Source organism: Aeromonas sp. 3P, assembly GCF_051919745.1.
Lineage (GTDB): Bacteria > Pseudomonadota > Gammaproteobacteria > Enterobacterales > Aeromonadaceae > Aeromonas > Aeromonas veronii.
The window spans coordinates 2,662,501-2,688,522 of record NZ_JBQBED010000001.1 but is presented as its reverse complement, the minus strand read 5'-3'; the positions used below and the strand labels follow the sequence as shown (position 1 = coordinate 2,688,522).

Annotated in this window: 28 protein-coding genes (1 of these 28 only partly in view); 17 read left to right on the top strand and 11 right to left on the bottom strand. The window is 61.3% G+C overall.

Annotated features, from left to right (window positions below):
• Nucleotides 1-47 precede the first annotated feature (47 nt).
• A complete protein-coding gene (locus tag ACTG19_RS12335; protein WP_439989116.1) occupies nucleotides 48-824 on the bottom strand; it encodes a glycosyltransferase family 2 protein in 777 nt (258 codons plus the stop codon).
• A 218-nt stretch (nucleotides 825-1,042) separates the two neighbouring features.
• On the opposite strand from ACTG19_RS12335, the gene waaF reads away from it, so the two are divergent.
• Together waaF and waaA are read left to right on the top strand one after the other, a co-directional pair.
• Nucleotides 1,043-2,077: a lipopolysaccharide heptosyltransferase II gene (waaF, locus tag ACTG19_RS12330; RefSeq protein ID WP_042030388.1), complete on the top strand. Its 1,035-nt coding sequence runs from the start codon at nucleotides 1,043-1,045 to the stop codon at nucleotides 2,075-2,077.
• Nucleotide 2,078: 1 nt separating this feature from the next.
• Nucleotides 2,079-3,344 carry a lipid IV(A) 3-deoxy-D-manno-octulosonic acid transferase gene (gene waaA / locus ACTG19_RS12325; protein ID WP_113740641.1) on the top strand — a complete coding sequence of 422 codons (1,266 nt, stop codon included), beginning with the start codon at nucleotides 2,079-2,081 and terminating at the stop codon, nucleotides 3,342-3,344.
• 78 nt (nucleotides 3,345-3,422) lie between these two features.
• Here the strand turns inward: waaA and ACTG19_RS12320 are convergent, their stop codons facing one another.
• Genes ACTG19_RS12320 through ACTG19_RS12310 form a run of 3 tightly spaced genes read right to left on the bottom strand, consistent with a single transcriptional unit; the run spans nucleotide 3,423 to nucleotide 5,500 of the window.
• Nucleotides 3,423-4,682, bottom strand: coding sequence for a PTS ascorbate transporter subunit IIC (locus tag ACTG19_RS12320; protein WP_113740655.1), 1,260 nt, complete (start codon nucleotides 4,680-4,682; stop codon nucleotides 3,423-3,425).
• Between the two features lie 51 nt (nucleotides 4,683-4,733).
• Entirely contained in the window at nucleotides 4,734-5,021 is a 288-nt protein-coding gene (locus ACTG19_RS12315) for a PTS sugar transporter subunit IIB (RefSeq protein ID WP_005356014.1), read from the bottom strand.
• A gap of 35 nt (nucleotides 5,022-5,056) precedes the next feature.
• A complete protein-coding gene (locus ACTG19_RS12310) occupies nucleotides 5,057-5,500 on the bottom strand; it encodes a PTS sugar transporter subunit IIA (RefSeq protein WP_088868151.1) in 444 nt (147 codons plus the stop codon).
• 251 nt (nucleotides 5,501-5,751) lie between these two features.
• Between ACTG19_RS12310 and ACTG19_RS12305 the strand changes: the two genes are divergently transcribed.
• The 4 genes from ACTG19_RS12305 (at nucleotide 5,752) to ACTG19_RS12290 (ending at nucleotide 8,457) form a co-directional block, all read left to right on the top strand.
• A complete protein-coding gene (locus tag ACTG19_RS12305; RefSeq protein ID WP_439989115.1) occupies nucleotides 5,752-6,774 on the top strand; it encodes a LacI family DNA-binding transcriptional regulator in 1,023 nt (340 codons plus the stop codon).
• A 32-nt stretch (nucleotides 6,775-6,806) separates the two neighbouring features.
• Nucleotides 6,807-7,787: an acrylyl-CoA reductase (NADPH) gene (acuI, locus tag ACTG19_RS12300; protein ID WP_113740643.1), complete on the top strand. Its 981-nt coding sequence runs from the start codon at nucleotides 6,807-6,809 to the stop codon at nucleotides 7,785-7,787.
• Nucleotides 7,788-7,861: 74 nt separating this feature from the next.
• Nucleotides 7,862-7,987, top strand: coding sequence for a hypothetical protein (locus ACTG19_RS12295; RefSeq protein WP_005339521.1), 126 nt, complete (start codon nucleotides 7,862-7,864; stop codon nucleotides 7,985-7,987).
• A gap of 137 nt (nucleotides 7,988-8,124) precedes the next feature.
• Complete coding sequence (locus ACTG19_RS12290; protein ID WP_021231543.1) at nucleotides 8,125-8,457, top strand: DUF2799 domain-containing protein; 333 nt, start codon at nucleotides 8,125-8,127, stop codon at nucleotides 8,455-8,457.
• Between the two features lie 20 nt (nucleotides 8,458-8,477).
• Here the strand turns inward: ACTG19_RS12290 and ACTG19_RS12285 are convergent, their stop codons facing one another.
• Both ACTG19_RS12285 and ACTG19_RS12280 read right to left on the bottom strand, forming a co-directional pair.
• The gene (locus tag ACTG19_RS12285; RefSeq protein WP_005339525.1) at nucleotides 8,478-8,642 is read right to left on the bottom strand and encodes a hypothetical protein; all 165 of its coding nucleotides are present in this window, start codon (nucleotides 8,640-8,642) and stop codon (nucleotides 8,478-8,480) included.
• 112 nt (nucleotides 8,643-8,754) lie between these two features.
• On the bottom strand, nucleotides 8,755-9,189 hold the full coding sequence (locus tag ACTG19_RS12280) for a flagellar basal body-associated protein FliL (RefSeq protein ID WP_005339527.1): 435 nt from the start codon (nucleotides 9,187-9,189) through the stop codon (nucleotides 8,755-8,757).
• A 145-nt stretch (nucleotides 9,190-9,334) separates the two neighbouring features.
• On the opposite strand from ACTG19_RS12280, the gene ACTG19_RS12275 reads away from it, so the two are divergent.
• Both ACTG19_RS12275 and ubiA read left to right on the top strand, forming a co-directional pair.
• Nucleotides 9,335-9,871: a chorismate--pyruvate lyase family protein gene (locus tag ACTG19_RS12275; RefSeq protein ID WP_005339534.1), complete on the top strand. Its 537-nt coding sequence runs from the start codon at nucleotides 9,335-9,337 to the stop codon at nucleotides 9,869-9,871.
• Nucleotides 9,868-10,737 carry a 4-hydroxybenzoate octaprenyltransferase gene (ubiA, locus tag ACTG19_RS12270; RefSeq protein WP_005356031.1) on the top strand — a complete coding sequence of 290 codons (870 nt, stop codon included), beginning with the start codon at nucleotides 9,868-9,870 and terminating at the stop codon, nucleotides 10,735-10,737. Before ACTG19_RS12275 ends, ubiA begins: the two co-directional genes overlap by 4 nt.
• 69 nt (nucleotides 10,738-10,806) lie before the next feature.
• Here ubiA and plsB read toward each other — a convergent pair whose 3' ends face one another.
• Nucleotides 10,807-13,230, bottom strand: coding sequence for a glycerol-3-phosphate 1-O-acyltransferase PlsB (gene plsB / locus ACTG19_RS12265; RefSeq protein WP_201991021.1), 2,424 nt, complete (start codon nucleotides 13,228-13,230; stop codon nucleotides 10,807-10,809).
• Nucleotides 13,231-13,434: 204 nt separating this feature from the next.
• Between plsB and lexA the strand changes: the two genes are divergently transcribed.
• The 4 genes from lexA to dinF all read left to right on the top strand — a co-directional run bounded on the left by lexA (nucleotide 13,435) and on the right by dinF (nucleotide 16,959).
• The gene (gene lexA, locus ACTG19_RS12260) at nucleotides 13,435-14,058 is read left to right on the top strand and encodes a transcriptional repressor LexA (protein ID WP_439989114.1); all 624 of its coding nucleotides are present in this window, start codon (nucleotides 13,435-13,437) and stop codon (nucleotides 14,056-14,058) included.
• 484 nt (nucleotides 14,059-14,542) lie between these two features.
• A complete protein-coding gene (locus tag ACTG19_RS12255; RefSeq protein ID WP_234923227.1) occupies nucleotides 14,543-14,758 on the top strand; it encodes a hypothetical protein in 216 nt (71 codons plus the stop codon).
• A 210-nt stretch (nucleotides 14,759-14,968) separates the two neighbouring features.
• The gene (locus tag ACTG19_RS12250) at nucleotides 14,969-15,595 is read left to right on the top strand and encodes an SCO family protein (RefSeq protein ID WP_439989113.1); all 627 of its coding nucleotides are present in this window, start codon (nucleotides 14,969-14,971) and stop codon (nucleotides 15,593-15,595) included.
• Nucleotides 15,596-15,597: 2 nt separating this feature from the next.
• Nucleotides 15,598-16,959, top strand: coding sequence for an MATE family efflux transporter DinF (dinF, locus tag ACTG19_RS12245; protein WP_113740648.1), 1,362 nt, complete (start codon nucleotides 15,598-15,600; stop codon nucleotides 16,957-16,959).
• Between the two features lie 13 nt (nucleotides 16,960-16,972).
• On the opposite strand, the gene trmL is transcribed toward dinF, so the two are convergent.
• The 3 genes from trmL to ACTG19_RS12230 form a co-directional block, all read right to left on the bottom strand.
• Nucleotides 16,973-17,437, bottom strand: coding sequence for a tRNA (uridine(34)/cytosine(34)/5-carboxymethylaminomethyluridine(34)-2'-O)-methyltransferase TrmL (gene trmL / locus ACTG19_RS12240; protein WP_113740649.1), 465 nt, complete (start codon nucleotides 17,435-17,437; stop codon nucleotides 16,973-16,975).
• A gap of 74 nt (nucleotides 17,438-17,511) precedes the next feature.
• Nucleotides 17,512-18,882, bottom strand: coding sequence for an ATP-binding protein (locus ACTG19_RS12235; protein ID WP_162628471.1), 1,371 nt, complete (start codon nucleotides 18,880-18,882; stop codon nucleotides 17,512-17,514).
• Nucleotides 18,864-19,559, bottom strand: a complete 696-nt coding sequence (locus tag ACTG19_RS12230; protein ID WP_005339549.1) for a response regulator — start codon at nucleotides 19,557-19,559, stop codon at nucleotides 18,864-18,866. The genes ACTG19_RS12235 and ACTG19_RS12230 overlap by 19 nt, the downstream gene beginning before the upstream one ends.
• 85 nt (nucleotides 19,560-19,644) lie before the next feature.
• On the opposite strand from ACTG19_RS12230, the gene fieF reads away from it, so the two are divergent.
• The 4 genes from fieF (at nucleotide 19,645) to ACTG19_RS12210 (ending at nucleotide 23,101) form a co-directional block, all read left to right on the top strand.
• Complete coding sequence (fieF, locus tag ACTG19_RS12225) at nucleotides 19,645-20,556, top strand: cation efflux pump FieF (protein WP_005339551.1); 912 nt, start codon at nucleotides 19,645-19,647, stop codon at nucleotides 20,554-20,556.
• A gap of 8 nt (nucleotides 20,557-20,564) precedes the next feature.
• A complete protein-coding gene (gene cysE / locus ACTG19_RS12220; protein ID WP_005339552.1) occupies nucleotides 20,565-21,344 on the top strand; it encodes a serine O-acetyltransferase in 780 nt (259 codons plus the stop codon).
• Between the two features lie 20 nt (nucleotides 21,345-21,364).
• Entirely contained in the window at nucleotides 21,365-22,645 is a 1,281-nt protein-coding gene (locus tag ACTG19_RS12215; protein ID WP_113740651.1) for a hypothetical protein, read from the top strand.
• Between the two features lie 246 nt (nucleotides 22,646-22,891).
• Nucleotides 22,892-23,101, top strand: coding sequence for a cell division protein ZapB (locus tag ACTG19_RS12210; protein WP_005339554.1), 210 nt, complete (start codon nucleotides 22,892-22,894; stop codon nucleotides 23,099-23,101).
• Nucleotides 23,102-23,173: 72 nt separating this feature from the next.
• Here ACTG19_RS12210 and elbB read toward each other — a convergent pair whose 3' ends face one another.
• Nucleotides 23,174-23,824: an isoprenoid biosynthesis glyoxalase ElbB gene (gene elbB / locus ACTG19_RS12205; protein ID WP_106844590.1), complete on the bottom strand. Its 651-nt coding sequence runs from the start codon at nucleotides 23,822-23,824 to the stop codon at nucleotides 23,174-23,176.
• 400 nt (nucleotides 23,825-24,224) lie between these two features.
• Here elbB and polA point away from each other — a divergent pair, with 400 nt between their 5' ends.
• Nucleotides 24,225-26,022: the 5' portion of a DNA polymerase I gene (polA, locus tag ACTG19_RS12200; protein WP_113740652.1), read on the top strand. It continues 968 nt past the right edge of the window; the window shows 1,798 of its 2,766 coding nt (coding positions 1-1,798); it begins with the start codon at nucleotides 24,225-24,227; its stop codon lies off the right edge, out of view.

Below are 26,022 nucleotides of genomic sequence, written 5' to 3'. Positions count from 1 at the left end.
TGCAGCAATGCAAACAGGGCCCCTCGGGGCCCTGTTTCGTATGACGGTTATTCCGGCTGCTGCGGTTGCTGGCGCACCCAGAGGTCGGCGTATTTGACGAAGGTGGAGTGGGCGGAGAGGATCGCCAGCAGCAACCCCTGCTTGCCATCGAGGAAGCCCGCCTTGAGCAGGTACATCTTGATGAAGCAGCCGACGGCGTGCATCAGCCCCTGACTGAGGGAGCCCTTCTTGCCGCGAGCGGTGCGCTGATCGGCCCAGGCGCGGGCATAACCGGCGGATTTGACCAGATAGTGCTCCAGATCCCGATAGGTAAAGTGGTGCAGGTCGCCGTAGAGGTTGACGATCTTCATGTTGGCGCGCACTTCCACCTTCTCGTGCACCAGCGCCTCGTTGTAGCCGGTGAGCGCCTTGGGATAGAGGCGCAGCACCCGATCCGGATACCAGCCACTGTGGCGGATAAAGCGGCCAAAGACCCAGGAGAGGCGCGGCAGCGAGTAGATGGTGTCGCTGGCCGGATTGGCCATCACGTTGGCGATGGCGGTTTTCAGCTCGGGGGTGAGCCGCTCGTCGGCATCCAGCCACAGCACCCAGTCGGACTGCACATGAGACTGGGCCAGTCGGCGCTGTTTGCCAAAGCCGGGCCACTTGGCGTTGACGAAGAAACGGGCCCCAAATTCGGCGGCGATGGCCGGGGTCTCGTCCTGACTGCCGGAGTCCAGAATGACGATCTCGTCCACCAGTCCGTCGAGGGAGGCGAGGCACTTGCGCAGGTTGTCGGCTTCATTCTTGACGATCAGAACGGCAGCCAGAGTCGGTTTTTTCACGAAATGGGGCTCTCGGTTGTTGCCCGTCTGGCGGGACATGCTCGAATTGGCGCCCATTCTAGCCTAAAAGCGTGGCCGGGGCATGACCCGGGTGGCGGCTGGTCTCCCCTGTCAGGGCGGGTAGGTAAGGATCTTCTGTTATTTATCCGACCATTCTTGGGGCATAATCTCGCCCAGTGATGATTAACCGCCGGGCCAGACCCGAGAGAAGACGCGTAATGAAAATATTGGTGATCGGCCCCTCCTGGGTCGGCGACATGGTGATGTCCCAGAGTCTCTACAAGGCGATCAAGGCCAACCATCCCGAGTGCGAGCTGCACGTGATGGCCCCCGCCTGGTGCTGCGCCCTGCTGGAGCGGATGCCGGAGGTGGACAAGGCGATCACCATGCCCCTTGGCCACGGTGACTTCAAGCTGGTGGCGCGCCGCCGCCTCGGCAAGCAGCTGGCGGCCGAGAAGTACGATCAGGCCATCGTCCAGCCCAACTCCATGAAATCGGCGCTGATCCCCTGGTTTGCCCGCATTCCGGTGCGTACCGGCTGGAAAGGGGAGCACCGCTTCGGCCTGCTCAACGATATGCGCAGCAACAAGTCCGCCTTCCCGCTGATGGTGGAGGGCTATCTGGCGCTCGCTTATCCCAAGGAGCAGATGAAGAGCCGGGCCGATATTCCGACCATTCCCCACCCCTCTCTGCACGTCGATCTGGTCAACCAGAGCAAGGCGCTGGAGCGACTGGGGCTGGATCGCGCCCGCCCGGTGCTGGTGCTCTGCCCCGGTGCCGAGTTTGGCCCGGCCAAGCGCTGGCCGGAGGGGCACTACGCCGTGGTGGCTCAGCAGCATCTGGACGAGGGGTGGCAGGTGTGGATCTTCGGCTCCAACAAGGATGTGCCGGTGGCCAACACCATCCGGGATCGGGTCAACCTGCTGACTCGCCCCAACTGCCACGTGCTGGCGGGCAAGACCAGCCTGCACGAGGCGATCGATCTGATGGCGCTGGCCAGCCGGGTCATCTCCAACGACTCCGGCCTGATGCACATCGCCGCCGCCCTCAACCGGCCGCTGGTGGGCGTCTATGGCTCCACCTCGCCGCTCTATACCCCGCCGCTGGCGGATCGGGTCGAGATCGTCCACACCGACATCGAGTGCCGCCCCTGCTTCAAGCGCACCTGCAAGTTCGGCCATCTCAAGTGCCTGATCGACCTGGCGCCGGAGCAGGTGGTCGATGCCTGCAAGAAGCTGGAGCAGAGTCAGTAAGATGCCCTACCGTCTGCTCTACAACCTGCTGATCCATCTGGGATTGCCGCTGGCGCTGCTGGCCCTCTACAAGCCGAAGAAAGGCAAGCCAGGCTTTGGCAAGCGCTGGGCCGAGCATCTCGGGCGGCTGCCCGCCACCGGACAGGAGGCCCCGCTCTGGATCCATGCGGTGAGCGTGGGGGAGACGCTGGCCATTACGCCGCTCATTCGCGCCCTGAAAGCGGAGCGGCCCGATCTGCCGATCCTGCTCACCACCACCACCCGCACCGGCGCCGATCAGGCTGCCAAGCTGGGGGATCTGGTGATCCATCGCTACGCGCCGCTCGACTACCCCTGGGCCATTGCCGTCTTTCTCGACACCTTCAAGCCGCGCGCGCTCTGGGTGATGGAGACCGAGCTGTGGCCGAACTGGCTGGCCGCCTGCGAGGCGCGCCATCTGCCGGTGACCATCATCAATGCCCGCCTCTCCGAGCGTTCCTGCCAGCGTTATGCCCGTTTCCACGGCGCTTTCGATGCCCTGAGCCGGCCGCTGACCCATCTGCTCTGTCAGCATCAGGATGACGCCGACCGCTTCGCTCGTCTCGGTATCGATCGTTCACGGCTGGCAGTGACCGGCTCCATCAAGTTCGACATCCAGTTTGGTGACGAGGTGCAGGCCAAAGGTCGCGCCCTGCGCCAGCAACTGGGGGCGGATCGGCCAGTCTGGATCGCCGCCAGCACCCATCAGGGTGAGGATGAGCAGGTGCTGGCCGCTTTCGACCTGCTGCTCAAACGCCATCCCGATGCGCTGCTCATTCTGGTACCGCGCCACCCCGAGCGGTTCGACCGGGTGGCCGAACTGTGTGCCTCTCATGGCTGCGTGCGGCGCACTAATGGTGCTGTGGTGCGTGCGGAGGATAAGGTCTATCTCGGCGATACCATGGGCGAGCTGCCGCTGATGCTGGCGGCGGCCGATGTGGCCTTCGTCGGCGGCAGTCTGGTGAAGATTGGCGGTCACAACCTGCTGGAGCCGGCGGCGCTAGGCAAGCCTTGCCTGACTGGGCCCGCCTACTTCAACTTCAGCGACATCACCCGCCAGCTGGTGGCTCAGGGTGGCGCCGCCATCGTGGCCGATGCCGCCGAGCTGGGCGAGCAGGTGAGCCAGTTGTTTGCTGATGCAAGTGCCCGCCGCGAGATGGGGGAGCAGGCCCGCGCCGTGGTGCTGCGCAATCAGGGTGCGCTGGCGCGCACTCTCTCGCACTGCCTCACTGCGCTGGAGAACGACTGAGTTTCAGCCTTTCATACATCTCAGCCATAAAAAAACGGAGCGCGATGCGCTCCGTTTTGTTTTTGGCGGTGACCGGAATTAGCGAACGATCAGCCCCAGCAGGATGCCGACCACACCGAAGTCGGAGTCGCTGAAGGTGGTGTTGGCGAAACCGAGGTCGCCCAGCACCGGCAGTAGGAACACCGGCAGAATGGTGAGCAGCAGCAGGCCGTTGGCGAAGGAGCCCAGGATGGCGCCGCGACGACCACCGGTGGCGTTGCCGAAGACCCCGGCAGCGGCGCCGACGAAGAAGTGCGGTACCACGCCCGGGATGATGACGGTCAGCCCCATCACGTAGAGAAGTGCCATCCCCACCAGACCGGCGGCAAAGCTCGACAGGAAGCCGATCAGTACAGCGTTGGGGGCGTAGGGGAAGACGATGGGGCAGTCGAGCGCCGGTTTGGCGTTCGGCACCAGCTTGTCGGAGATCCCCTTGAAGGCCGGAACGATCTCGGCGATGACCATCCGCACACCCTGCAGGATGACGTAGACACCGGCGGCGAAGGTGATGGACTGCATCAGGGAGAACATGAACCAGTGCTTGCCCTTGGCGACGCTGGAGACAAACTCGGGGCCAGCGAAGGCGGAGGTCACCAGGAAGATGATGCCCATGGTGAAGGAGATGGCCACCGGGGTATCGCGCAGGAACAGCAAGCTCTTCGGTACCTGCACATCTTCGCAGCTGTGGGCCTTGTTGCCGAACTTGGCGCCGATCAGGGCGGAGAGCACGTAGGAGCAGGTGGAGAAGTGGCCCAGCGCCACGTCATCGGAGCCGGTGATCTGCTTCATGAAGGGGTGGGCGATGGCCGGGAAGAAGACCATAGCTACGCCGACCACCAGACTGCCCACCGCTATCAGCGGCGCGCCACTCATGCCGCCGGCAGAGAGGATCACTGCCACCATCATCGACATGAACAGGGTGTGGTGACCGGTCAGGAAGATAAATTTCCACGGGGTCAGACGGGCGATCAGGATGTTCACCAGCATGGCGAAGAACATGATCATCGCCATCTCCTTGCCAAACGAGGTCTGGGCGATGGAGACGATGGCCTCGTTGTTGGGGACGACCCCCTTGATGCCGAAGGCGTGCTGGAAGATGACGGCAAAGTCACCCAGCGAGTTGATCACCAGGGTAGCACCGGCCCCCAGAATGACGAAACCCATGATGGTCTTGACCGTGCCCTTGATGCACTCGGTCACCGGTTTCTTCTGGGCAATCAGGCCGATAAGCGCGATCAGGCCGACCAGCACGGCGGGCTCGGACAGCACGTCAAACATCAGAAAGTTGAAAAATTCCATGGTCAGCTCCTGGCAACGGAAGATGCGGCCCGCAGGCCGCATGGAGGATCCTTAGAGGGCGCCCAGTTCGCGCAGGGCGGTGGCGAGCTTCTCTTTCATCGCGGCCTTGTCGACCATGTTGTCGAGGGCCACCAGACGGCCGTTGACCCCCATGGATTGCAGCTGCTCGGCGATGTCGCGGGTGGCGACAAAGATCTCGGCGGTTTCGCTGCCGGCGGAGGCCAGATCGCGGTGATCCACCTCGGCGGTGACTGCCAGCTCTTTCAGGATGCTCTTGATGCTCATCTCCATCATCAGGCTGGTGCCCAGACCGTGACCGCATACAACCAGAATTTTCATTGTCTCTTCCTCTGTCAGGTGCGCAGTGGCGCAGATCAATAGCGCGCCAGAATGCGCAGGATGTCGTCTTTGGTGTCGGCCGCGATAATGGCCGCCACGTCCTCTTCATTCATAAACAGCTCGGCCAGTTGGGCGATGGTCTCCACGTGGGAGTTGCTGTCGCTGGCTGCCAGGGTGATCAGCAGCCGGATCGGGTCGTTGCCCTCGGAGTCGAAGTTGACCCCCTGCTTGATGACAGTCAGCCCCAGACCCAGCCGGTTGACGCCGTCCTCGGGGCGGGCATGGGGCATCGCCAGACCGGGGCCCAGCACGTAGTAGGGGCCGAGCTCTTCATGAGAGCGAAACAGTGCCGCCACGTAGGAGGGCTCGATGGTGCCATTGGCCAGCAGGGGCACCGTCGCCAGTTCGATGGCATGACGCCAGTCGCGGGCTGCGGGTTCGATGCGGATGACATCCTCGGTCAGCAGTTGAGTCAGCATGGTGGTGATCCGGCTAGTTAAGATGGCGCCAATCTATCGATCTTGCAGTGGTGAAACTGTGAGGGTGATCGCGAAAGTTAGCGCTATCAGATAGCGCTAACATCAAACTGTGATAGCGCTATCACTTCACCCATTAACGGGAGCCATCCTGCCCCTGCGGTAGGGGAAAGAGAGTAGAATCGGCCCTGAGCAAATAGTCAGTGGCGCTCTTTTGCCTTAAAGTGAGCAGCCGCAAGCCGAGGATGGGATGGATGTCAGAAGCGAAAAAGCGCCGTAGCACGGGTCGGGTGACCCTCAACGATGTGGCCCAGCTGGCCGGTGTGGGGGCCATGACGGTTTCCCGTGCCCTGCGCACGCCGGAGATGGTCTCCGACAGGATGCGCGAGCGCATCGAAGCCGCGGTGGAAGAGCTCGGCTATATCCCCAATCGGGCCGCCGGGGCGTTGGCCTCTGCGACTTCCCAGACCATCGTAGTCATCGTCCCGAGTCTGGCGGAAGCGGGCTGTAGCGAGATGATCGCTGGCCTGCAACAGACCCTGCTCGAGGAGGGTTACCAGATCATGCTGGGGGATGCCCAGCATCTGAAACAGCAGGAAGAGCGCCTGCTGACCAGCTTTTTGCAGCACAATCCGGCGGCGGTGGTACTGTTTGGTGGCGATCCCGGCGAGACGATCCGTACTCGCCTGAAAGCCTCCCGCCTGCCGGTGGTGGAAGTGGGTGCCATGGCCCGCAGTCCCATCGACATGAATGTGGGAGTCTCCAACTTCGATGCCGGTTATCAGCTCACCCACCACCTTATCGAGCGGGGCTACCGCAATATAGGTTTTCTCTGTGCCCGTCAGGAGCAGTGGATGCTGCAACAGCGGATGCAGGGCTGGCAGAAGGCGCTGCTCGACAACTACCTCTCCCCCGATGCCATCATCAACACCTCGGAGCGGCCCAGCTTCAGCACCGGTGCCACCATGCTGGGTGAATTTCTGCTGCGCTGGCCCGAGCTGGACGCGCTGATCTGCGTTAACGACGAACTGGCGGCCGGGGTACTGTTCGAGTGCCAGCGTCGCCATTTGAATGTGCCGGGCAAACTCGCCATCGCCGGATTTGACGATCTGGATGTGGCGCGCGCCTGTTATCCGACCCTTACTTCGGTCAGGATCCCCTATCGCAAAATGGGGCAGGAGGCTGCCGAGCTGATCCTGCGCCAACTGGCCGGGGAGCCCGTGATGGGCACTGCTCTGGCTCTCGATTTTCAACTGCAAAAGCGTCAAAGCAGCTGATCCCCGTTTCACACGTCATCAAAGAGGCAATCATGTTCAAGGCTCTGTTACTGGAAAACCAAGACGGCAAGACTGTTCCGACTCTGACCCGGCTGGCCGAGAGCCAATTGCCGGAAGGTGAAGTGCGGGTAGCGGTCGCTTACAGCTCCATCAACTACAAGGACGGGCTGGCCATCACCGGCAAGGGCAAGATAGTGCGCCAGTGGCCGCTGGTGCCCGGCATCGACTTTGCCGGTACCGTGCTCGAATCTGCCGACAGCCGCTATCAGCCCGGCGACAAGGTGGTGCTGACCGGTTGGGGCGTGGGCGAAGGGCACTGGGGCGGTATGGCCGAACAGGCACGGGTCAAGGGGGACTGGCTGGTGCCATTGCCCGCCGGGCTGGATGAACGGCAGGCCATGTGCATCGGTACCGCCGGTCTCACCGCCATGCTCTGCGTGCTGGCGCTGGAAGAGGCGGGCATTACTCCAGATAGCGGCGAGGTGCTGGTCACCGGTGCGGCAGGCGGTGTGGGGGCCACCTCGGTCGCCCTGCTGGCGGCCCTTGGCTATCAGGTGGCTGCGCTGACCGGTCGTCCGGAAGAGCAGGGCGCCATGCTCACTGCGCTGGGTGCCAGCCGCATCGTGCCGCGCAGCGAGCTGCTGGTGCCTGCCAAGCCGCTGGAGAAGCAGCTGTGGGCCGGTGCCATCGATACCGTCGGCAGTCAGGTGCTGGCCAAGCTGCTGGCCCAGATGAACTATGGCGGCGCCGTGGCTGCCTGTGGGTTGGCGGGCGGCTTCGATCTGCCGACCAGCGTGATGCCCTTCATCCTGCGCAATGTGAGGCTGCAGGGGGTCGATTCGGTGATGTGCCCGCTGGCGCGCCGTCAACTGGCGTGGCAGCGACTGGCACGGGATCTTCCTGCCAGCTTCTTTGAACAGGCGGTTACCGAGATTGGGTTGGAGCAGGTAGTGGAGGCCGCCGAGGCCATCACGCAAGGCCAGATCGCCGGTCGCACTCTGGTCAAACTTTGAACTATCTCTGACTGGCGAGCCCGACAATTCCGGATAAAATTGGAGAGCGGGTGAACTATCCAAGGAGAGTGAAGATGGGTGGACACAAGCCGGATTACGACTCCTCTGATGATGATTGGGAGCCGGATTCCTGGGAAGAAGAGCTGGATCAGTGGGAAGATGAAAGCTGGCAGGATGATGACACTTTCGATGACCAGTGAACCGCGGCATTGAACGAACAGGCGGGCTTTGGGCCCGCCTGATTTTTTTGCCGCGCTCACATGGCTGAGTGTTCGCCCTTGGTCAGGGGCGGGCCGCTGGGTAGAATGAACTGCCCAAATGACGCTCAAGGATGACTATGCGACTCTCCATCATATTGTTGGCTGCCCTGCTGGGTGGCTGTGTCTCCAACGATGATCCCTGCGAGAAGGTGTGGAGTGAGGTGGGGGAGGCGGATGGCAAGCTGGGCTTCACCACCGAGCGGATCGAGTTCCATCAGGGCCAGTGTGGCAAGAAGGTGGATCCCGAACTGTGGAAGCAGGGACATCAGAAGGGATTGGCATGGTATTGCCGCCCCGAGCACCTCTATCTGGCTGGCCGTTCCGGCGAGGAGTATCGCGGCGTTTGCCCGAATGATATCCAGGCGCGCAGATTGTTCGAACAAGGGCGTCAGGGGTGGACCGATCAATAACGCCCTGACAGGGAGGGGCGTTACTCCTCTTTCAAACGCAGCGGCTGGCAGAGGTAACCCTTGTCATTGGCACTGCGGGCGCACTTGCTGCAGACAAACTTGGGTTTGCGGACTATCTTGCGCAACGCCTTGAGATCGGTGGGGATCTCGTGACGGCGCCATTCACACAGGGTTTTGCTGCCCATAACGACTACCTCTACGACTTGACGGCCGTATTGTAATCGATTTTCATTTCGAATAAACCGACAAAGCTCGCTTATTGGCCGATATGCCAATAAGCGATTGTTTCGGGAGGGATTACTGGTAGAGGAACTTGGTGAAGATAAGCTCGCGCACCGCTTTCTTGCCGGTCTCTTTCACCAGCAGTTCGTTGACGGTTGTCTCGCACTCCTTGCGCAGCTCTTCTCGGTTGGTCAGGGACTTCACTTGATCGGCATTTTTGCTGCCAATCAGACGGATGATGGCATCGCGGATCAGCGGGTCATGCTGCTCCAGCAGCTTGAGGTCGGCTTCGTTTTCCGCCATCAGCTCTACCGTGACCCGGATATAACCGAGGGTTTTGCTATCACTCAGGTAGTTGGTGATGATGTCGGGATCGAGCGCGTGGTAGGAGAAACCAGGCTTGGCGGCCCCCTCTGCGCCCTCGGCGGGCGGTTCATCTTCAGCCAGAGCTTGCTGCTGCAGGGCGCCACAGCTCAGTAACAACACCAGCAGAATTTTGAAGATCTTCATGTAGATGGCTCATCAGCAAGAGATAACCCATTTTTGATGTTGCCATCGGGGCCGTCAAGCACGGATGTTCTTACATTTCGCTATTGATTTACGGATAATAAACCGGATTTTAACCTGAACACGGAAATCTCTGGATGGTGAAGCTGTGAAGTCCGAGTTGACTGTTCCCCTCACGCCGTTAAGCGGGTGGCTGGCCCCCGAATGTTGCGAATTGCCCGCCAGCTTGCGCCCCTGGCTGCTGGAGCCCGGCTCCATGACCCGGCGGCTGCGTCAGCACAATCGCCACTTTTCGGTGGAGTGGCTGGGCAATCACCCGGTCGCCCTTACTGCCGATGAGCAGTGGCTGGTGGATTCGGCCTCGCCGGCCGGCACCTGCCGCGAGGTGATCCTGCACGGGGATCGTGGACCCGCCGTGCTGGGCTGGACCCTGTTTGCCGATGACGCACTGCAAGGGAGCGGCATTGCCGAGCTTGGCGAGCAGCCGCTGGGTGAGCGGGTATTTGGCCATGAGCCTGCCCGCCGCGATCACCTGCAGCTGGCCCGTTTCGATATTGCCGCCAATCCCCGTTGCCCGGCCGCCACTGTCTGGGGGCGTCGTTCCCGTCTGTTTCTGGGGCAGTGGCCACTGCTGGTGCATGAGCTGTTTCTGCCCTCTCTCGTCTGTGACAAGGAGCTGGAGTGAATCTGTTAACCAAGGAGCGGGGACTTGCCTATATGCAGTTGGCCCGCGTCGACAAACCCATAGGCACTCTGCTGCTGCTGTGGCCAACCCTGTGGGCGCTCTGGCTGGCCGCTGGTGGCCTGCCCAATCTCTGGGTGCTGACCGTGTTTGTGGTCGGGGTCTTTCTGATGCGCTCGGCAGGGTGCGTGATCAACGATTATGCGGATCGCAACTTCGATGGCCACGTCAAACGGACCGCCGGTCGCCCCTTGCCCACGGGCAGAGTCAAACCGTGGGAGGTGTTGGCGCTCTTCTTCGTGCTGGCGCTCATTTCGTTTGGTCTGGTGCTGACCATGAATCCGCTCACCATCGGCCTGTCGTTTGTCGCCCTGCTGCTTGCGGTGAGTTACCCCTTCATGAAGCGCTTTATCTCGAATCCCCAGCTGGTGCTCGGGATGGCCTTCTCCTGGTCGATCCCGATGGCCTATGCGGCCCAGGCGGATGCCCTGCCGCTGGTGGCCTGGCTGCTTTTCTTCGCCAACCTGCTCTGGACCGTGGCTTACGACACCCAGTACGCCATGGTGGATCGGGATGATGACCTCAAGATCGGCCTCAAATCCAGCGCCATCCTGTTTGGTCGTTACGACAAACGGATCATCGGCGTACTGCAACTCTCGACGCTGCTGCTGTTGCTGGCGGTCGGGCAGCTGATGACGCTGGGGGGCTGGTATTACTGGGGATTGCTGGGGGCGGCGGTGCTGTTTGTCTATCAGCAGCGGCTCATTCGCGAGCGGCAGCGGGAAGCCTGCTTCCAGGCGTTTCTCAACAACAACTATGTGGGGGCGCTGGTGTTTGCCGGTCTGGTGCTCGATTACCTGCTGGCGTGACATGTTCCCGCGCAGACTCCGATAAAAAAGAAGGCCGCATCATGCGGCCTTCTTTGTTTGCGTTGCTGATTAGAGCTGATTGCCCGCCTGAATGGTGCGGCGGATCTTGTTGCTCAGCAGCGGCACTATGTTGTCGGCCAGCGCCTGGAAGCGGCCAAGATCCGGCTTGCACTCGGGAGAGAGGTAACCCTCTTTGCGCAAGGTGTGGATCAGGGTGCTGAACAGCTTCTGGTCGAAGAACTCGGGGGCGTTGATGCCGTGCAGGGTGCCGAGGCGCTCTGCCATCATCAGGCCGTCCGCCTCCAGCTGCTCCGCCTCGATGTGAGGCTGGGCCAACACCCGGGTCAGCACGATGGCGTACCGTTGCAGGGTCTCCTGAATGCTCTCCGCCAGCAGCAGCAGGCGCATCTGGTTGGCCGGATTGACCCAGTAGCCGTCATCGCGGGTCTCGATCAGTTGCTGGGTCTGCAGAGCGTCGAGCAGGCTGTCGACCAGCGCTGGCAGCTCATCCTCTTCATAACGCAGGAACAGCTCGGTCTTGAGCAGCGGATAGATGTCGATGCAACGGGCCATGATCTCGCTGCGGGAGATCCCTTCGCACCGTTCGATCAATGCAGCCACCAGAGAGGGCATGGCGAACAGGTGGAGGATGTTGTTGCGGTAGTAGGTCAGCAGGATCGCCTGATAGCGGTCGAGACTGATGATCTGACCCAGCTTGTCCTCGCTCACCTCGAACTTGTTGAGCTCCATCGCCTGATCCAGCAGGGTCTTGGCATCCTCATCCGGAATGGTGCTCTGCGGGCTGTAGGGCACCGCCTTGAGCAGATCCAGATAGGTGTTGAGCTGGGCCTGCAACTCGTCGCGGGTCAGGGCGTGGCGCTCGGCGGCCAGCAGCGCCAGCGCACTCAGGGTCAGGCCGTTGACCGCGGCCGCGCCGTTGATGCGGGTCATCAGCAGTTCGGCCAGATTGTTGACGGTGCCCGCCATCCACTCCGGACGTTCCTCTTCCCCGATGTGCTTTTTCCAGTCGGGAATATGTTCGCTCAGGTAGCTGTTGAGGGTCAGCGGTTCGCCGAAGTTGACGAAGCCACGGCCGTAGTTACGCAGCTTGCGCAGGATGCCGAGCACCTGCAGGAAGCTCTCCTTCTCCTTGCGGCTCCCTTTGAGCTCGTTGTGGTAGGTGTTCACCTCCATCACGTGCTCGTAGCCCAGATAGACCGGCACTAGAGTGACCGGCCTGTCCAGCCCGCGCATCATTGCCTGCAGGGTCATCGCCAGCATGCCGGTCTTGGGCGGCAGCAGACGGCCGGTACGGGAGCGGCCACCCTCGGTGAAGAACTCCACTGAGTAACCCTTGGCAAACAGCAGGTTGAGGTATTCCCGGAATACCGTGCTGTAGAGCGGGTTGCCCTTGAAGGTGCGGCGAATGAAGAAGGCGCCGCCGTGGCGGAAAATCGGGCCCGCCGGCCAGAAGTTGAGGTTGATGCCTGCCGCGATATGGGGCGGCACCATCCCCTGGTGGTAGATGACGTAGGAGAGCAGCAGGTAGTCCATGTGGCTGCGGTGGCAGGGAACGTAGACGATCTCGTGCCCTTCCTGCGCCAACTGGCGTACCTTCTCGGCGCCATTGACCGACAAACCGCGGTAGAGCTTGTTCCACAGCCAGCCGAGGAAGCTCTCGCCCAGGCGGATCAGCCGGTAGGAGAAGTTGGAGGCGATCTCGTCCATGTAGCCATGGGCACGCTTTTGCGCCTTCTCGAGGCTGATCCCTTCGCGCTGGGCCTCCTCTTCAATCGCCTGCTGGATCACCGCGGAGTCGAGCAGCTGCTTGAACAGCAGGTTGCGGTTCGGCAGTTTCGGGCCGGTGGCGGCCAGCTGCTGGCGGCTGAAGTGGGTACGGGCCACTCGCGCCAGCTTGTGGGCGATGGCCTCGTCGGTGCCGTGCTTGTCCGCCATGTAGCGCAGGGAGAGGGGCGGCGAGAAGCGCACCAGATTCTCGCGACCCTTGAGGATCACGATAAGCGCCTTCTTCAGCCGGTTCGGCGCCAGGCTGCTGATGATGTTGAGGCCGGAGGCCTCCTCGCCTTCCCGACCCGGAGCACGGCCCCAGAACAGGGTGACGGGCACCACCTGGATATCCAGTGCGGGATCCTGCTTGTGCAGATCCAGCAGCTGGTGGAACTCCTGCAGGAAGGGGAGCGGTTTGCTGCGTTTGCCAAACAGGGGAGGCGGACGATCCAGACAGACATAGCGCGGCAGCAGCTGGCCGTTCAGTTCCAGCTGCGTGAAGGGACCGGGCAGACCGAGATCCTCGCAGCACTGCTGCAGGGTCATCAGGTCGGTGATTGAACTGGTTTTCAGGGCATAGACGATGGGTCTGGCCGGATCCAGATTGAGTTCTGTGATGGGATTTTCCGGCAGGCTCTTGTGATTGACCAAGCCGCTGACCGGCCATTGCAAGATGGCTCTGGAAATCTTCTGTCCTAGGGACATGTGCGTCTGCTCTCCAAAAAAATGCGGCGTGAGCATAGCAAATCGGCGGCCCCTTGTCGCCGAGAGGTACGATGAGTCAGCTGCGCAGGATCAAAACAGCGATAAATGAGCAGTTTGTCGCGACAAATGTCAGCTCTGCCTTGCCTTGGTCACTGCACTGTATATACTGCCAGTGTGCTGTATAAAAAGACAGGTGCCCATTCTATGAAACCCCTTACTCCCCGCCAGGCCGAAGTGCTGGAGTTGATCAAGGCGAATATGAGCGAAACCGGCATGCCGCCGACTCGCGCCGAGATTGCCCAGAAGCTTGGTTTCAAGTCGGCCAATGCAGCCGAAGAACATCTGAAGGCCCTGGCCAAAAAAGGGGTCATCGAGATCATGCCGGGCACGTCCCGCGGCATTCGCCTGTTGCTCGAAGAGGAAGAGGTGCTGGAAGAGAGCGGCCTGCCGCTTATCGGCAAGGTTGCCGCCGGTGAACCCATTCTGGCTCAGGAGCATATCGAGAGCCACTATCAGGTGGATCCCGCCCTGTTCCACCCGCGCGCTGATTTTCTGCTGCGGGTGCAGGGGATGAGCATGAAGAATATCGGCATTCTGGATGGCGATCTGCTGGCGGTGCACAAGACCCAGGAGGTGCGCAACGGTCAGGTGGTGGTTGCCCGTCTCGATGAGGATGTCACCGTCAAGCGCTTCCAGCGCAAGGGCCGTCAGGTATGGCTGCTGCCGGAGAATGAAGAGCTCTCTCCCATCGAGGTAGATCTATCCTGCCAGCAGCTCACCATCGAAGGACTGGCGGTCGGAGTGATCCGCAACGCCGACTGGATGTAATCATCCCCGCCAACTGCGTTTGCCATACGGCCTCCTTCGGGAGGCCGTGCTGTTTCTGGCACACTTTCCTTGTCATATCAAACAGATCATCGGCGGCGGCATTTTTGTCCTGCGCGACCGGCTACCAATCATCCATTTCAGATATATGCTCAGATCAGTGCCCTGTCGCCGAGACAGGGCTTGGCACCTCCCTCTGACCATCGCAATGCGTCGGTACGGGAGGGCCGGTAACAACGAGAATAGGGCAGTACACCTTCACGGGATATGAAGGGGGAGTGGGGAGATCCCGAGCCTTGTCAGGCAAAGGGGACCACTCGTAATGGTTGCAGATAGTCGTGACGGGCCTGTTCCCAGTTCAGGCCGACGAAGCAACATGACCTGTCGGTCAAGGAGGACTGGTATGGCATCAAGATCGCCATGGGATTCAGAGGCTGGGGCTGCGCCAGCGGAATCGTCAATCACCCGTTTCGTCAAAGGTAGCCGGATGACCTGGTTTTACGGTCTCTGGCTGCACCATCGTGGTTCGCACTGGACGCTCTGGCTGGGATGCCCGAAAGAGAAGGTGGTGCGTCTGGTGCTGCTGTTCAAACGGGGTCAAGGTGATCGCCAGGGGGAAGAGGGCTGGCTGGCCCCCGTGATTCCCATCGGCGTGCGGGCCATCGGCAAGATGTTGCAGCAGGGACGCAACGCTCGCCCCTGAGCAGAAGAGACAAACAAATCCATCCATAACCGGCACCTGAGGGGGCCGGTTTTTTTATGGCCGCAACTGGCGATTAATTATGCCAAATGGTCGACTCCTGACAGGGCGTTGCACAAGGTTGAACCACCTTGGCGGCTCGCTGGGGTACAATGCCCCCCTCTTGTCCGGTCACTGCTGGCCATCTGCCTCGAACTGAAAGGGTCTCTTGTTATGATGAAGCTCCGCTATCCCCTGCTCTTTCTGCTGCTGACAGCCTGCCTGATCCTGGTGTTCTACGCCACGCAGCCAGAGCAGCCTGAACAGGCCGACTACTATCCGGCGGGGCGGGACATCAATGATTTTGCCTTTACCGATGCGGACAACCAGCCGTTCACTCCTGTCAACCTGAAGGGGCACTGGACCTTCCTGTTCGTCGGCTACACCTTCTGCCCCGATATCTGCCCCACCACCCTGGCAGATATGCGCTCCGTCTATGACCCGCTGAAGAAGATGGCGCCCGACAGTCAGGTGGTGTTTATCTCGGCGGATCCCCAGCGTGACGACATTCCACGCCTCAAGACCTATACCGCCTTCTTCAATCCCGAGTTCAAGGCGGCCACCGCCCCCCACGACAAGCTGTTCCCGTTCGTGCGCAATCTGGGGCTGATCTACTCCATCGCCAATCAGGGGGAGAAGGATTACCTGATCGATCACTCCGCCTCCATCGTGCTCATCAATCCCAAGGGCAAGCTGCAGGCGGTATTCCGTCCGCAAGTGGCGCCGGGTCAGGTGCCCAGAGTGCAGATGGCCACTATGCTCTCTGACTTCGCCCGCATTCTGAAGCTGGCCGGCCACTGAGCGTGACCCCAGCTGTTGCTCCCTGTTGGCGAGATCCCTCTCGCCACCGCGCCGTCTTTGCGCTCGCTCTGCCCATGGTTTTTTCCAATATCACCACCCCCTTGCTGGGGCTGGTGGACACCTGGGTGATCGGTCATCTCGGTCAGGCCTGGTTTCTGGGGGGCGTCTCGGTCGGTGCGACCCTGATCAACCTCATCTTCTGGCTGCTCGGCTTTTTGCGGATGTCGACCACCGGGCTGACGGCGCAGGCGCACGGCGCCGCCGACGGTCGTGCCCAGCTTGATACCCTGCTGCGGGTACTGGGGCTGGCTATCGCCTTGGGGTTGATGCTGCTTCTGTTGCTCTTCCCCCTGTTGCCGAGATTGATCGCCCTGAGTGGCGGCTCGCCCGAGGTGCAGCTCTATGCGGGCCAATACGTGGCGGTGCGGATCTGGAGCGCTCCGGCGGCGCTCTGCAATCTGGTGATCATGGGCTGGCTGTTGGGGATGCAGGATGCCCGCAGCCCGATGGTGATGTTGATCCTCACCAATCTGGTCAATATGGCGCTCGATGCCCTTTTTGTGCTGGGGCTTGGCTGGCAGGTACGGGGTGTGGCGGCGGCCTCGGTCATGGCGGACTACTGCGCGCTGGCCGTCGGCATCTGGCTGGTACGCCGTCAGCTGGGGCAACTGGCGCCGACGGTGTGGCAGGATGGCTGGCAGCGCTGGCGACAGCTCGCGCCCATGGTGCGGCTGCTCGGCCTCAACCGCGATATCTTCCTGCGCTCCCTCTGTTTGCAGCTCTGCTTCGCCTTCATGACTCTGCAAGGGGCACGACTGGGGGATGTGGCGGTGGCCGCCAATGCGGTGCTGCTCAACTTCCTGATGCTCATCTCCTATGGGCTCGATGGTTTTGCCTATGCGGTGGAGGCCATGGTAGGACGAGCCATCGGTCAGCGGGATCGGCAGAAACTGCGGGAGGCCATCGTGCTCAATCTGGGCTGGGCCGCCCTCATCGCCAGTGGTTTTACCCTGGTGTTTGCCCTCTTTGGTGCCCACCTTATCGGCTATATCACCGACATTCCGGCCGTGGTGGCGGAGGCACATCGTCAGCTTCCCTGGCTGATCGCTATGCCCTTGCTGGCGGTCTGGTGTTTCCTGCTGGATGGCGTATTTATCGGGGCGACCCGGGCGCGGGAGATGCGCAACAGCATGTTGCTGGCCGCGTTTGGCGGCTTCTTCCCGATCTGGTGGCTCTGTCAGTCTTGGGGCGTGGCCGCGTTATGGGCGGCGATGGCGGCGCTGATGGTGGGGCGAGGTCTGTCGCTGGGGGTTACTTGCTGGCGGCTGGAGCGCAGCGGGCATCTGCTCGACGCCCGCCACTGATCATCGGTGGCGCTTACATGGCACCGTCGTAGCCGAGCTGGCGCCAGCTCTCGTAGACAAAGACAGATACCGCGTTGGAGAGGTTCATGCTGCGGCTCTGGGGCACCATAGGGATGCGCAGCCGCTGCTCGAATGGCAGACTCTCGATGATCTTGATGGGCAGGCCGCGACTCTCCGGGCCAAACAGCAGGGCGTCGCCAAGGGCATATTGTGCTGCCGAGTGCGCGGTGCGGCCCTTGGTGGTGCAGGCAAACACCCGCTTGGGCGCCACGGCGGCCAGAAAAGCCTCATAGCTCGGCCAGCGCTTCACCTCAGCAAACTCGTGATAGTCGAGTCCCGCCCGCTTTACCCGCTTGTCATCCCACTCAAATCCCAGCGGCTCGATCAGGTGGAGCCGGTAACCGGTATTGGCGCAGAGCCGGATGATATTGCCGGTGTTGGGCGGAATTTCCGGCTGGTAGAGGACGATATCGAGCATGACGAGCTCCTGCAAAGAGATGTAAAGCCAAGAAGGGGCGCCAGCATACCCAGCGCCCGTCCGGATGAAAAGGATCAGGCGATGGGCAAGCGGATGGTGATGGTCAGCCCGGTCGGGTGATTGTTGCTGGCCGCAATGGTGCCGCCGTGGCGCTGTATTGCCTCCGAGGCTATGGCCAGCCCCAGCCCGGTGCCGCCAGTCTTGGCGTTGCGGGCATCATCGACCCGGAAGAAGGGCTGGAACAGCAGCGCCTGCTGCTCGTCAGGCACCCCGGGGCCGTCATCCCGAATGGTCATCACCCACTCCAGTCCCTCCCGATACCAGTCCACCTTGATGAACTCGCGGGCATATTTGAGGGCGTTGCGCAGGGGGTTCTCCACCGCCCGGGCCAGCAGCTCGGGCCACATCTGGATCGACTCTGCGGGCAGTGGCGGCAGTCTGAGCTGTTTGCCGCTCTGGTTTGCCTCGAACATGGCATCTTCGAGGATGGGCTCCAGCAGGTCGGCCAGCGGGTGCACCACCGGTGCCTCCACATGCTGCTGCACCCGCGACAGATCCAACAGATCGCCGATCAGCTTGTCCAGCCGTCCGATCTCCGATTCGATCCGCGCCAGCTCGGCGCTGTCACCCTGCTTGCGGCGGATCAGCGCCTGCGCCAGTTGCATCCGGGTGAGGGGGCTGCGCAGCTCGTGGGAGATATCGGAAAGCAGCTGTTTCTGCTTCTGGATCATGCTCTTGAGCGTCTCCACCATACGGCTGACGTTATCCGCCAGCTGGCCGATCTCGTCGCCCCGTCCCAGATTGGGGATCTGCACCTCCAGATTGCCAGCCGCCAACTGGGAGACCGACTTCTGCAACTGCAGGATGGGGCGGGTCAGCCGCCAGGCGAGCAGCAGGCAGAGCGGGGTGCTGACCAGCATCGAGATGCCCAGAATGCGGATCGGGTGATCCAGCACCTGAATGAACAGGAACAGGTAGGGGTTCTCGGCATTGAGGCCGAAATAGACGTGGTAGCGATGGCCGTGGTGTTCCATCAGGAAGGGGCCGGCGATCGCCTTGCGATCCTCGTTGCCCAGCATGGGGTTGGCCGGGTCGTCGGCATCCACCATGAAGCGCACCACGAACTTGCGCGGATGGGTGGTGGACTGGATCTGTCCCCGCTCATCGCGCAGGTAGACGTTGTCCACCGGCAGCATGGCGATCTTGTCCATCGCCTTGGCCAGATCGAAATCCTGATCCGGCTCGGCAGCGTTGAGCAGGGCCTGTACGTTGTTCTGCATCCGCGCCACTTCATGGGTCGGCAGCGGGATCTGGTTGCGGGGATCCAGGGTCGGCAGGCTGATCACGGCGGCCAGCATCACCAGCAGCATGAACCAGAACCAGAGGAAGATGTGGGTCGAGATCCCGTTGAGGGAGTTGATGCGCTCTATTCTTGCTCTAGCCACAGGTACCCGCGCCCCCGTACGGTTTTGAAGCGGGGCTGGCCATCGGTGCGGTCCGGCAGCTTTTTGCGCAGGTTGCTCAGGTGCATGTCGATGGCCCGATCGAAGGGTTCCAGCTTCTTGCCCAGCACCTGCTCGGAGAGGTGGCTCTTGCTGACGATCTGGCCGGGATTACGCAGCAGACACTCCAGCAGCCCGAATTCGGTGGCGGTCAGCTCCAGCAGTTGTTCGCCGCAGCGGGCCTGCTGCAGGCCGGGTTGCAGCACGATATCCATGAAGTGAACTTCGTCGGAGGAGTTGCCGCGCTGGGGCGGGGCGCTCTGGGTACGGCGCAGGATGGCGCGTACCCGGGCCAGCAGTTCCCTGTCATCGAATGGCTTGGCCAGATAGTCGTCGGCACCCGCTTCCAGACCGTTGACCCGATCCTGGCTGTCACCGCGGGCGGTCAGCATCAGCACCGGGGTGTCGTGGGTCTTGCGCAGCTTGGTCAGCATGGCAAAGCCGTTGAGCTTGGGCATCATCACGTCCAGCAGCACCAGATCGAAGCTCTGCTCCGCCAGCCGTTGCAGCCCCTCTTCACCATCCTCGGCGACCGTGACCTGAAATCCCTCCAGGGTCAGAATTTCGGTGAGCAGTTGGGTCAATTCAAGATCGTCGTCGACCAGGAGTATTCTGTTCATCTGGTGTTATTCCGCAGATTTTCGCGCCAAACTGACGCCGGGGTCAGGGTATAATAAGTTTTTCATCGCCAGAGGAAAGCCGGTTTTGAGCCATCAACAATATTCCCGTTGGGTGACCTTTGCCAGCATAGCGGCGGTCACCACCGCTACCTTGCTGATCATCGGCAAACTGATCGCCTGGCTGATGACTGACTCGTCGACCCTGCTGGCGTCGCTCACCGACTCCTTCATGGATGTGAGTGCCTCCATCATCAACCTGCTGGCCATTCGCTATGCGCTTGCCCCCGCCGATGACGAGCACCGTTTCGGTCACGGCAAGGCGGAGTCGCTGGCGGGCCTCATCCAGTCGGCCTTTATCTCCGGCTCTGCCTTGCTGCTGGTGATGCACGGAATTTCATCCCTGCTCAATCAGGCGCCTATCCTGCGGCTGGAGGCGGGTCTCTGGGTCAGTGGTGGCTCCATCGTGCTGACCCTGCTGCTGGTCAGCTTCCAGAGTTTCGTTATACGCAAGACCAACAGTGTGGCCATCAAGGCCGACATGCTGCACTACCGTTCCGATCTGCTGCTCAATGCCGGTGTCTTGCTGGCGCTGGTGCTGGCGGGGCAGGGGTGGTACTGGGCCGATGGCCTGTTTGCCATCCTGATCGGGCTGTTCCTGTTGTGGGGGGCGGGACACATCGGCTACGAGTCGGTGCAGGCGCTGCTCGATCGTCAGTTGCCAGCGGAAGAACAAGCGAGAATAATGGCGCTCTGCTGTGCCGTAGAAGGTGTACACGGCGTACATGACCTGCGCACCCGTCAATCCGGGCCGACCCGATTCGTACAGTTGCATCTTGAACTGGATGATCAGATCCCCCTGGTCAAGGCCCATCAGATCGCCGATGAAGCCGAACTGGCGGTACGCCAGGCATTCGAGCGGATGGATGTCATCATCCACATGGACCCCATCTCGGTGCTGACAAAAGAACAACAGAGCCCTCACCCAGAACAACAGTAGGCTGCAACATGGATGAACTGGTTGCCAAAACCTGGCACAAAATTCAGCAAGAAGCGGAGTGCATGGCGGCCCAGGAGCCGATGCTGGCCAGCTTCTTCCACTCCACCATTCTCAATCACAAGAATCTGCGTTCGGCCCTCAGCTTCCAGCTGGCCAACAAACTCGACAGCGCCACCATGCCCGCCATCGCCCTGCGCGAGGTGATCGAGCTGGCCCTGCGCAGCGAGCCCGAGCTGCTGACGGTAGTGGCGGCTGACATCTGCGCTGTGCAGGAGCGGGATCCGGCGGTCGATCTCTTCTCCACCCCGCTGCTTTATCTCAAGGGGTTCCATGCCCTGCAGGGGTATCGGGTCGCCAACTGGCTGTGGCGTCAGGGGCGCCGCTCGCTGGCCCTCTATCTGCAAAACCAGATCTCGGTGGTGTTCGGGGTGGATGTGCACCCGGCCGCCCGCATCGGCAAAGGGATCATGTTTGACCATGCCACCGGCATAGTGGTGGGCGAGACGGCAGTGATTGAAGATGATGTCTCCATCCTGCAGAGCGTGACCCTCGGCGGTACCGGCAAGGAGAGCGGCGATCGCCATCCCAAGATCCGCGAAGGGGTGATGATAGGGGCGGGCGCCAAGGTGCTCGGCAATATCGAAGTGGGCGTGGGTGCCAAAATTGGCGCGGGCAGCGTGGTGATCAACCCGGTGCCGCCTCATACCACGGTCGCTGGCGTACCCGCCAAGATCGTCGGCCGTCCGGAGTGCGACAAGCCTTCACTGGATATGGATCAGTGTCTCTGATCTCCCGGCCGGAGTAGTCGATGGCCAAACGCTGGTCGGGTTATCTGATTTTGGGGATGTGGCTGCTCAACCTGCTGCATCTCTATCTGGGGCTATCCCCCTGGCCTGCGGCCATTGCGGCCTGGGGGGCGTCACTGCTCACCTGGCCCTGGTTGGTGGGTGCCGCCAAGCGGCAGGCGCTGGCCTTGTATGGTGCCGCCCTGCTGCTGTTGATCTTCTCCTGGTGGCAGGGCGCGCCCCTCACCGCCGGTGACTGGCTGTTGCCCAACATCAATATGCTCACCATGTTTGCCGCGGTGAGCACCCTCAACCTCGCCACCTCGGGTCTCTTGACCGGCACCACCTCCTGGACCGGGCGAAAGGGGCTGTGGAGCACCATGGCCAGCCTCAATCTGCTGGGGGCGGTCATCAACCTCTCGGTGCTCTTTATCATCGGCGATCGACTGGAGCGCAATGGCACCCTGGAGCGGCGTCAGGTGATGGTGCTGAGCCGGATCTTCTGTGCCGCTGCCTTCTGGTCACCCTTCTTTGTCGCCATGGCGGTGGCGCTCACCTATGCGCCGGGCTTGCAGCTCTCCCATATTCTGCCGTTCGGGATCCTCGCCGCCTTGCTGGCGATGGGGCTGACTGCCTGGCAGGTGGAGCGGATCGGGGTGGCCGACTTTGCCGGTTATCCGCTGCGGCTGCAGACTCTGGGGTTGCCGGTCACGCTGGCGCTGCTGGTGCTGCTCATCAAGCAGATTTGGCCCCAGCTCGGCATTCTGGCGGTGATCGCGCTGGTGGCCCCGCTGCTGGCGCTGCTCTTTATGCCGAGGGTTGGGCGCAAGGCGGCCCTCAAGCGGCAGGTGGTGGAGCGTTTCCCCGCCATCGGCGGTCAGCTGGTGCTGTTTCTGGGGGCCGGTTTGCTGGCGGCAGGCATCAACAGTGCGCTGTCGGTCATCGATTTCGGTGCCGGTCACGGCCTGCCGCTGTTCAACCACTTTGGCTGGCTTGAGGCATCCGTCACCCTGCTATTGATCCTGCTGGTGGCCATCGTCGGGGTGCATCCGCTCATCAGTATCTCCGGGCTGGCGCCACTGCTCTGGCCGCTGGCGCCGGATCCCAGCCTGCTCGGCATGTGTTTCCTGCTGGGATGGGGGCTTGCCACCGGCACCAGTCCGCTCTCCGGCTCCAATCTGGCGCTGGCCTCCCGCTACAACCTCAGTGCTGGGCTGATCCTGCGCTGGAACCTGCTCTACGGCCTGCTGATGTATGTCGTCGCCTGTCTGTTGCTGGGGGCTTATATCGCCTTACATGGATAACGGCGGCGCCGTCAGGAGGGTGCCAATGATGCGCGGGTGGCGGGGCTTTTTACGCACGGTTCAGTGTGTTGTCGCGGCTAGGGCGCAGGATGCGAGAAAAATAGACGCATATTTAGACAATACATCTATGGAAGGCGCATTTTACAGCGCACTGGCTTGTTTGTGCCGATGCGCTCGGGGTATGCTGGCTTCACGCGCTTGAATCGCCCTCTGTGGGGCATCGCAATTGAACAAACAGGTATGCATATGTCACTAGAAGTCCTTGAGCAACTTGAATCCAAAGTACAATCCGCCGTTGACAACATCTCCCTGCTGAAGATGGAGCTGGACGAGCTGAAAGAGCAGAACAGCAAGCTGCAAGACGAGAACCATCAGCTGCGCAACGAGCACACTGCATGGCAGGAGCGTCTGCGTGCCCTGCTGGGCAAAATGGATCAGATGGGCGAAACCATCTAATTCATCGCCTTCAGGCAGAATTGAAAACGGGCCGCTCCATGAGCGGCCCGTCTGTTTTTGGCAGGGTTGAGATTACAGCGCAAGCAGTTGTTTGACAGTCTTCTCGATGCCATCCGCCGCTTCGACAATATTGTTGGCCAGCATGTAGGCGGGGGTGGAGATCACCTTGCGCTCCTGATCCACCACGAATTCGTTGACCGGGCAGTTGAGATGGCTGCCGCCCATCGCCTCGATGGCGTTGGCGGTACCCTCGTCATGGCCTATGGTCGCCAGCGTCCCGGCGCCATAGATCAGCGGGATCATGGCGGGTGCGATGCAGATATAGGCGGCCGGTTTGTTGGCTTTGGCAAAGCTCTGGCACGCTTTCAGCACATCGGGCTGGATCTGGCATTCGGCTCCTTTGATAGCAAAGTCACACAGGTTTTTGGCCGCGCCAAAGCCGCCGGGCACCAGCAGCGCGTCGTAATCGGCCGCATCCAGCTCGGCCACATCCTTTATCTGGCCACGGCAGATGCGGGCCGCTTCGACCAGCACATTGCGGCTCTCTCCCTCGCTCACTTCACCGGTCAGGTGGTTGATGACATGGAGTTGCGACACGTTCGGGGCGAAGCACTGGACGGCGGCTCCCTGACGGGCCAACGCCAGCAGGCTGATGACGGCCTCGTGGATTTCGGCCCCGTCAAAGACACCGCAGCCACTCAAAATCACGGCCACTTTTTTCATGGCAAACTCCTCGTTGTTGAAAATGTGAGCCAGGATGGATTGTTGTACTTTTGTATGGTTATCGCTCGCCCTCCGCTGGTCAAGTCATCTTGCTGTGCTAGGATTGTTTCGTTTTGGATCCTGCCGTACCTACTCCCTTAAATCTTTTTCCACATTGATCGAGATCATTCTAACTGTCTTGCGATCGGTTTTTACGATCTCAATATATTGTTTTTAATGGCTTTTTATATTCTTACGCACAGTTTTATCACTGTGCGCTCTGATGCGCCCCATTTTTGAACACAGAGTTATCCACAGCTTGAGTCCCTTTATCAGGCGCTGTGTGCTGTTGCTGCGCCCCTTGGTGTGAGGGGGGCCCTGTGGCATCCTAGCGGCTGTTTATCTCTGGCAGGACGATTTCATGGCCCCTAGCAACCCCCTTATTCTGGTCGACGGCTCCTCTTATCTTTACCGCGCCTTCTTCGCCTCCCAGCAGGCTGATCTGCGCACATCGACCGGTTTGCCGAGCGGCGCCGTCCGTGTCATGGCCAACATGATGCGCAGCCTGCGCAAGCAATATCCTGACTGTCATGTGGCCGTGGTGTTTGATGCCAAGGGCAAGACCTTCCGCGACGACATCTATCCCGAGTACAAGGCGACCCGCGCCAGCATGCCGGACGATCTGCGCAGCCAGGTTGCCCCGATCCACCAGATGATCAAGGCGATGGGTTTCCCCTTCCTGATGGTGGAGGGGGTTGAAGCCGACGACGTGATCGGCACCCTGGCCCGCCAGGCGACCGAGAAGCAGCTGCCGGTGCTGATCAGCACCGGTGACAAGGATATGGCGCAGCTGGTCTCCGACCATGTCACCCTGATCGACACCATGAAAGATGTGAAGACCGATCGGGAAGGGGTGATCGAGAAGTTCGGCGTACCGCCCGAGCTCATCATCGACTATCTGGCCCTGATGGGGGACAAGGTCGACAACATTCCCGGCATGACCGGTGTCGGCGAGAAGACCGCACTGGCTCTGCTGCAGGGAATTGGCAGTATCGACGAGATTGCCGCCAACCTCGACAAGGTAGCTGCGCTCGGCTTCCGTGGCTCCAAGGCGTTCGCCGACAAGTTCCGCGAGCAGGAGGAGCAGGTTCGTCTCTCCTATCGACTGGCGACCATCAAGACCGATGTCGAGCTGGAACAGAGTCTGGAAGAGCTGTTGCTCAAGCCGGTCGACAAGGAGTCCCTGCTGGCGGTCTATCGCGAATACGAGCTGCGCAACCTGATCAAGGAGCTGGAATCCGGTGGTGGAGAGGGGAGCGAGAGCGCCGGACAGGACGAAGCTGGCGATGAGAGCGCCGCTCCGGTTGCCGCCATCGAAACCGACTACCGCTGCATTCTGGACGAAGCCGAGTTTGACGGCTGGCTGGAACAGCTGAAAGCGGCACCGCTGTTTGCCTTCGATACCGAAACCACCAGTCTCGATTACATGGAGGCGCGGATCGTCGGCGTCTCCTTCGCGGTTGAGCCGGGCAAGGCTGCTTATGTGCCGTTTGGCCACGACTATCTGGGGGCACCGGTACAGCTGAGCGAGGCCGTGGTGCTCGGCAAGCTCAAGCCGCTGCTGGAAGATCCGACTCGTCTCAAGGTGGGGCAGAACCTCAAGTACGATCGCAACGTGCTGCTCAACCACGACATCGACCTGCAGGGTATTGCCTACGACACCATGCTCGAGTCCTACGTGCTCAACTCCACCGCCAGTCGTCACGATATGGATTCGCTGGCCAAGCGTTACCTCGGGGTCGAGACCACCTCCTTTGAAGATATTGCGGGCAAAGGGGTGAAACAGCTCACCTTCAACCAGATCGAGCTGGAGCAGGCGGCCCCCTATGCGGCGGAAGATGCCGATATCACCCTGCGTCTGCACCAGACCCTGTGGGGTCAGCTGGAGGCCGTGCCGGGTCTCGCCAAGGTATTCAGCGAGATCGAACTGCCCCTGCTGCCGGTACTGGCGCGGATGGAGTTGCTCGGCACCACCATCGATCCCAAGCTGCTGCACCAGCAGAGCCAGGAGATCGAGCTGCGGTTGGCGGAGCTGGAGAAGCAGGCTCACGAGCGGGCCGGACAGGAGTTCAACCTCTCCTCGCCCAAGCAGCTGGGGGAGATCCTCTTCACCAAGCTGGGCCTGCCGATCATCAAAAAGACTCCGAAGGGGGCACCGT

Bases quoted from the DNA above. Each gene is read 5' to 3' on its own strand.
- waaF (WP_042030388.1), top strand. From the start codon at position 1,043: ATGAAAATATTGGTGATCGGCCCCTCCTGGGTCGGCGACATGGTGATG.
- waaA (WP_113740641.1), top strand. From the start codon at position 2,079: ATGCCCTACCGTCTGCTCTACAACCTGCTGATCCATCTGGGATTGCCG.
- ACTG19_RS12320 (WP_113740655.1), bottom strand. From the start codon at position 4,682: ATGGAATTTTTCAACTTTCTGATGTTTGACGTGCTGTCCGAGCCCGCC.
- ACTG19_RS12315 (WP_005356014.1), bottom strand. From the start codon at position 5,021: ATGAAAATTCTGGTTGTATGCGGTCACGGTCTGGGCACCAGCCTGATG.
- ACTG19_RS12310 (WP_088868151.1), bottom strand. From the start codon at position 5,500: ATGCTGACTCAACTGCTGACCGAGGATGTCATCCGCATCGAACCCGCA.
- ACTG19_RS12305 (WP_439989115.1), top strand. From the start codon at position 5,752: ATGTCAGAAGCGAAAAAGCGCCGTAGCACGGGTCGGGTGACCCTCAAC.
- acuI (WP_113740643.1), top strand. From the start codon at position 6,807: ATGTTCAAGGCTCTGTTACTGGAAAACCAAGACGGCAAGACTGTTCCG.
- ACTG19_RS12295 (WP_005339521.1), top strand. From the start codon at position 7,862: ATGGGTGGACACAAGCCGGATTACGACTCCTCTGATGATGATTGGGAG.
- ACTG19_RS12290 (WP_021231543.1), top strand. From the start codon at position 8,125: ATGCGACTCTCCATCATATTGTTGGCTGCCCTGCTGGGTGGCTGTGTC.
- ACTG19_RS12285 (WP_005339525.1), bottom strand. From the start codon at position 8,642: ATGGGCAGCAAAACCCTGTGTGAATGGCGCCGTCACGAGATCCCCACC.
- ACTG19_RS12280 (WP_005339527.1), bottom strand. From the start codon at position 9,189: ATGAAGATCTTCAAAATTCTGCTGGTGTTGTTACTGAGCTGTGGCGCC.
- plsB (WP_201991021.1), bottom strand. From the start codon at position 13,230: ATGTCCCTAGGACAGAAGATTTCCAGAGCCATCTTGCAATGGCCGGTC.
- lexA (WP_439989114.1), top strand. From the start codon at position 13,435: ATGAAACCCCTTACTCCCCGCCAGGCCGAAGTGCTGGAGTTGATCAAG.
- ACTG19_RS12255 (WP_234923227.1), top strand. From the start codon at position 14,543: ATGACCTGGTTTTACGGTCTCTGGCTGCACCATCGTGGTTCGCACTGG.
- ACTG19_RS12250 (WP_439989113.1), top strand. From the start codon at position 14,969: ATGATGAAGCTCCGCTATCCCCTGCTCTTTCTGCTGCTGACAGCCTGC.
- trmL (WP_113740649.1), bottom strand. From the start codon at position 17,437: ATGCTCGATATCGTCCTCTACCAGCCGGAAATTCCGCCCAACACCGGC.
- ACTG19_RS12230 (WP_005339549.1), bottom strand. From the start codon at position 19,559: ATGAACAGAATACTCCTGGTCGACGACGATCTTGAATTGACCCAACTG.
- cysE (WP_005339552.1), top strand. From the start codon at position 20,565: ATGGATGAACTGGTTGCCAAAACCTGGCACAAAATTCAGCAAGAAGCG.
- ACTG19_RS12215 (WP_113740651.1), top strand. From the start codon at position 21,365: ATGGCCAAACGCTGGTCGGGTTATCTGATTTTGGGGATGTGGCTGCTC.
- ACTG19_RS12210 (WP_005339554.1), top strand. From the start codon at position 22,892: ATGTCACTAGAAGTCCTTGAGCAACTTGAATCCAAAGTACAATCCGCC.
- elbB (WP_106844590.1), bottom strand. From the start codon at position 23,824: ATGAAAAAAGTGGCCGTGATTTTGAGTGGCTGCGGTGTCTTTGACGGG.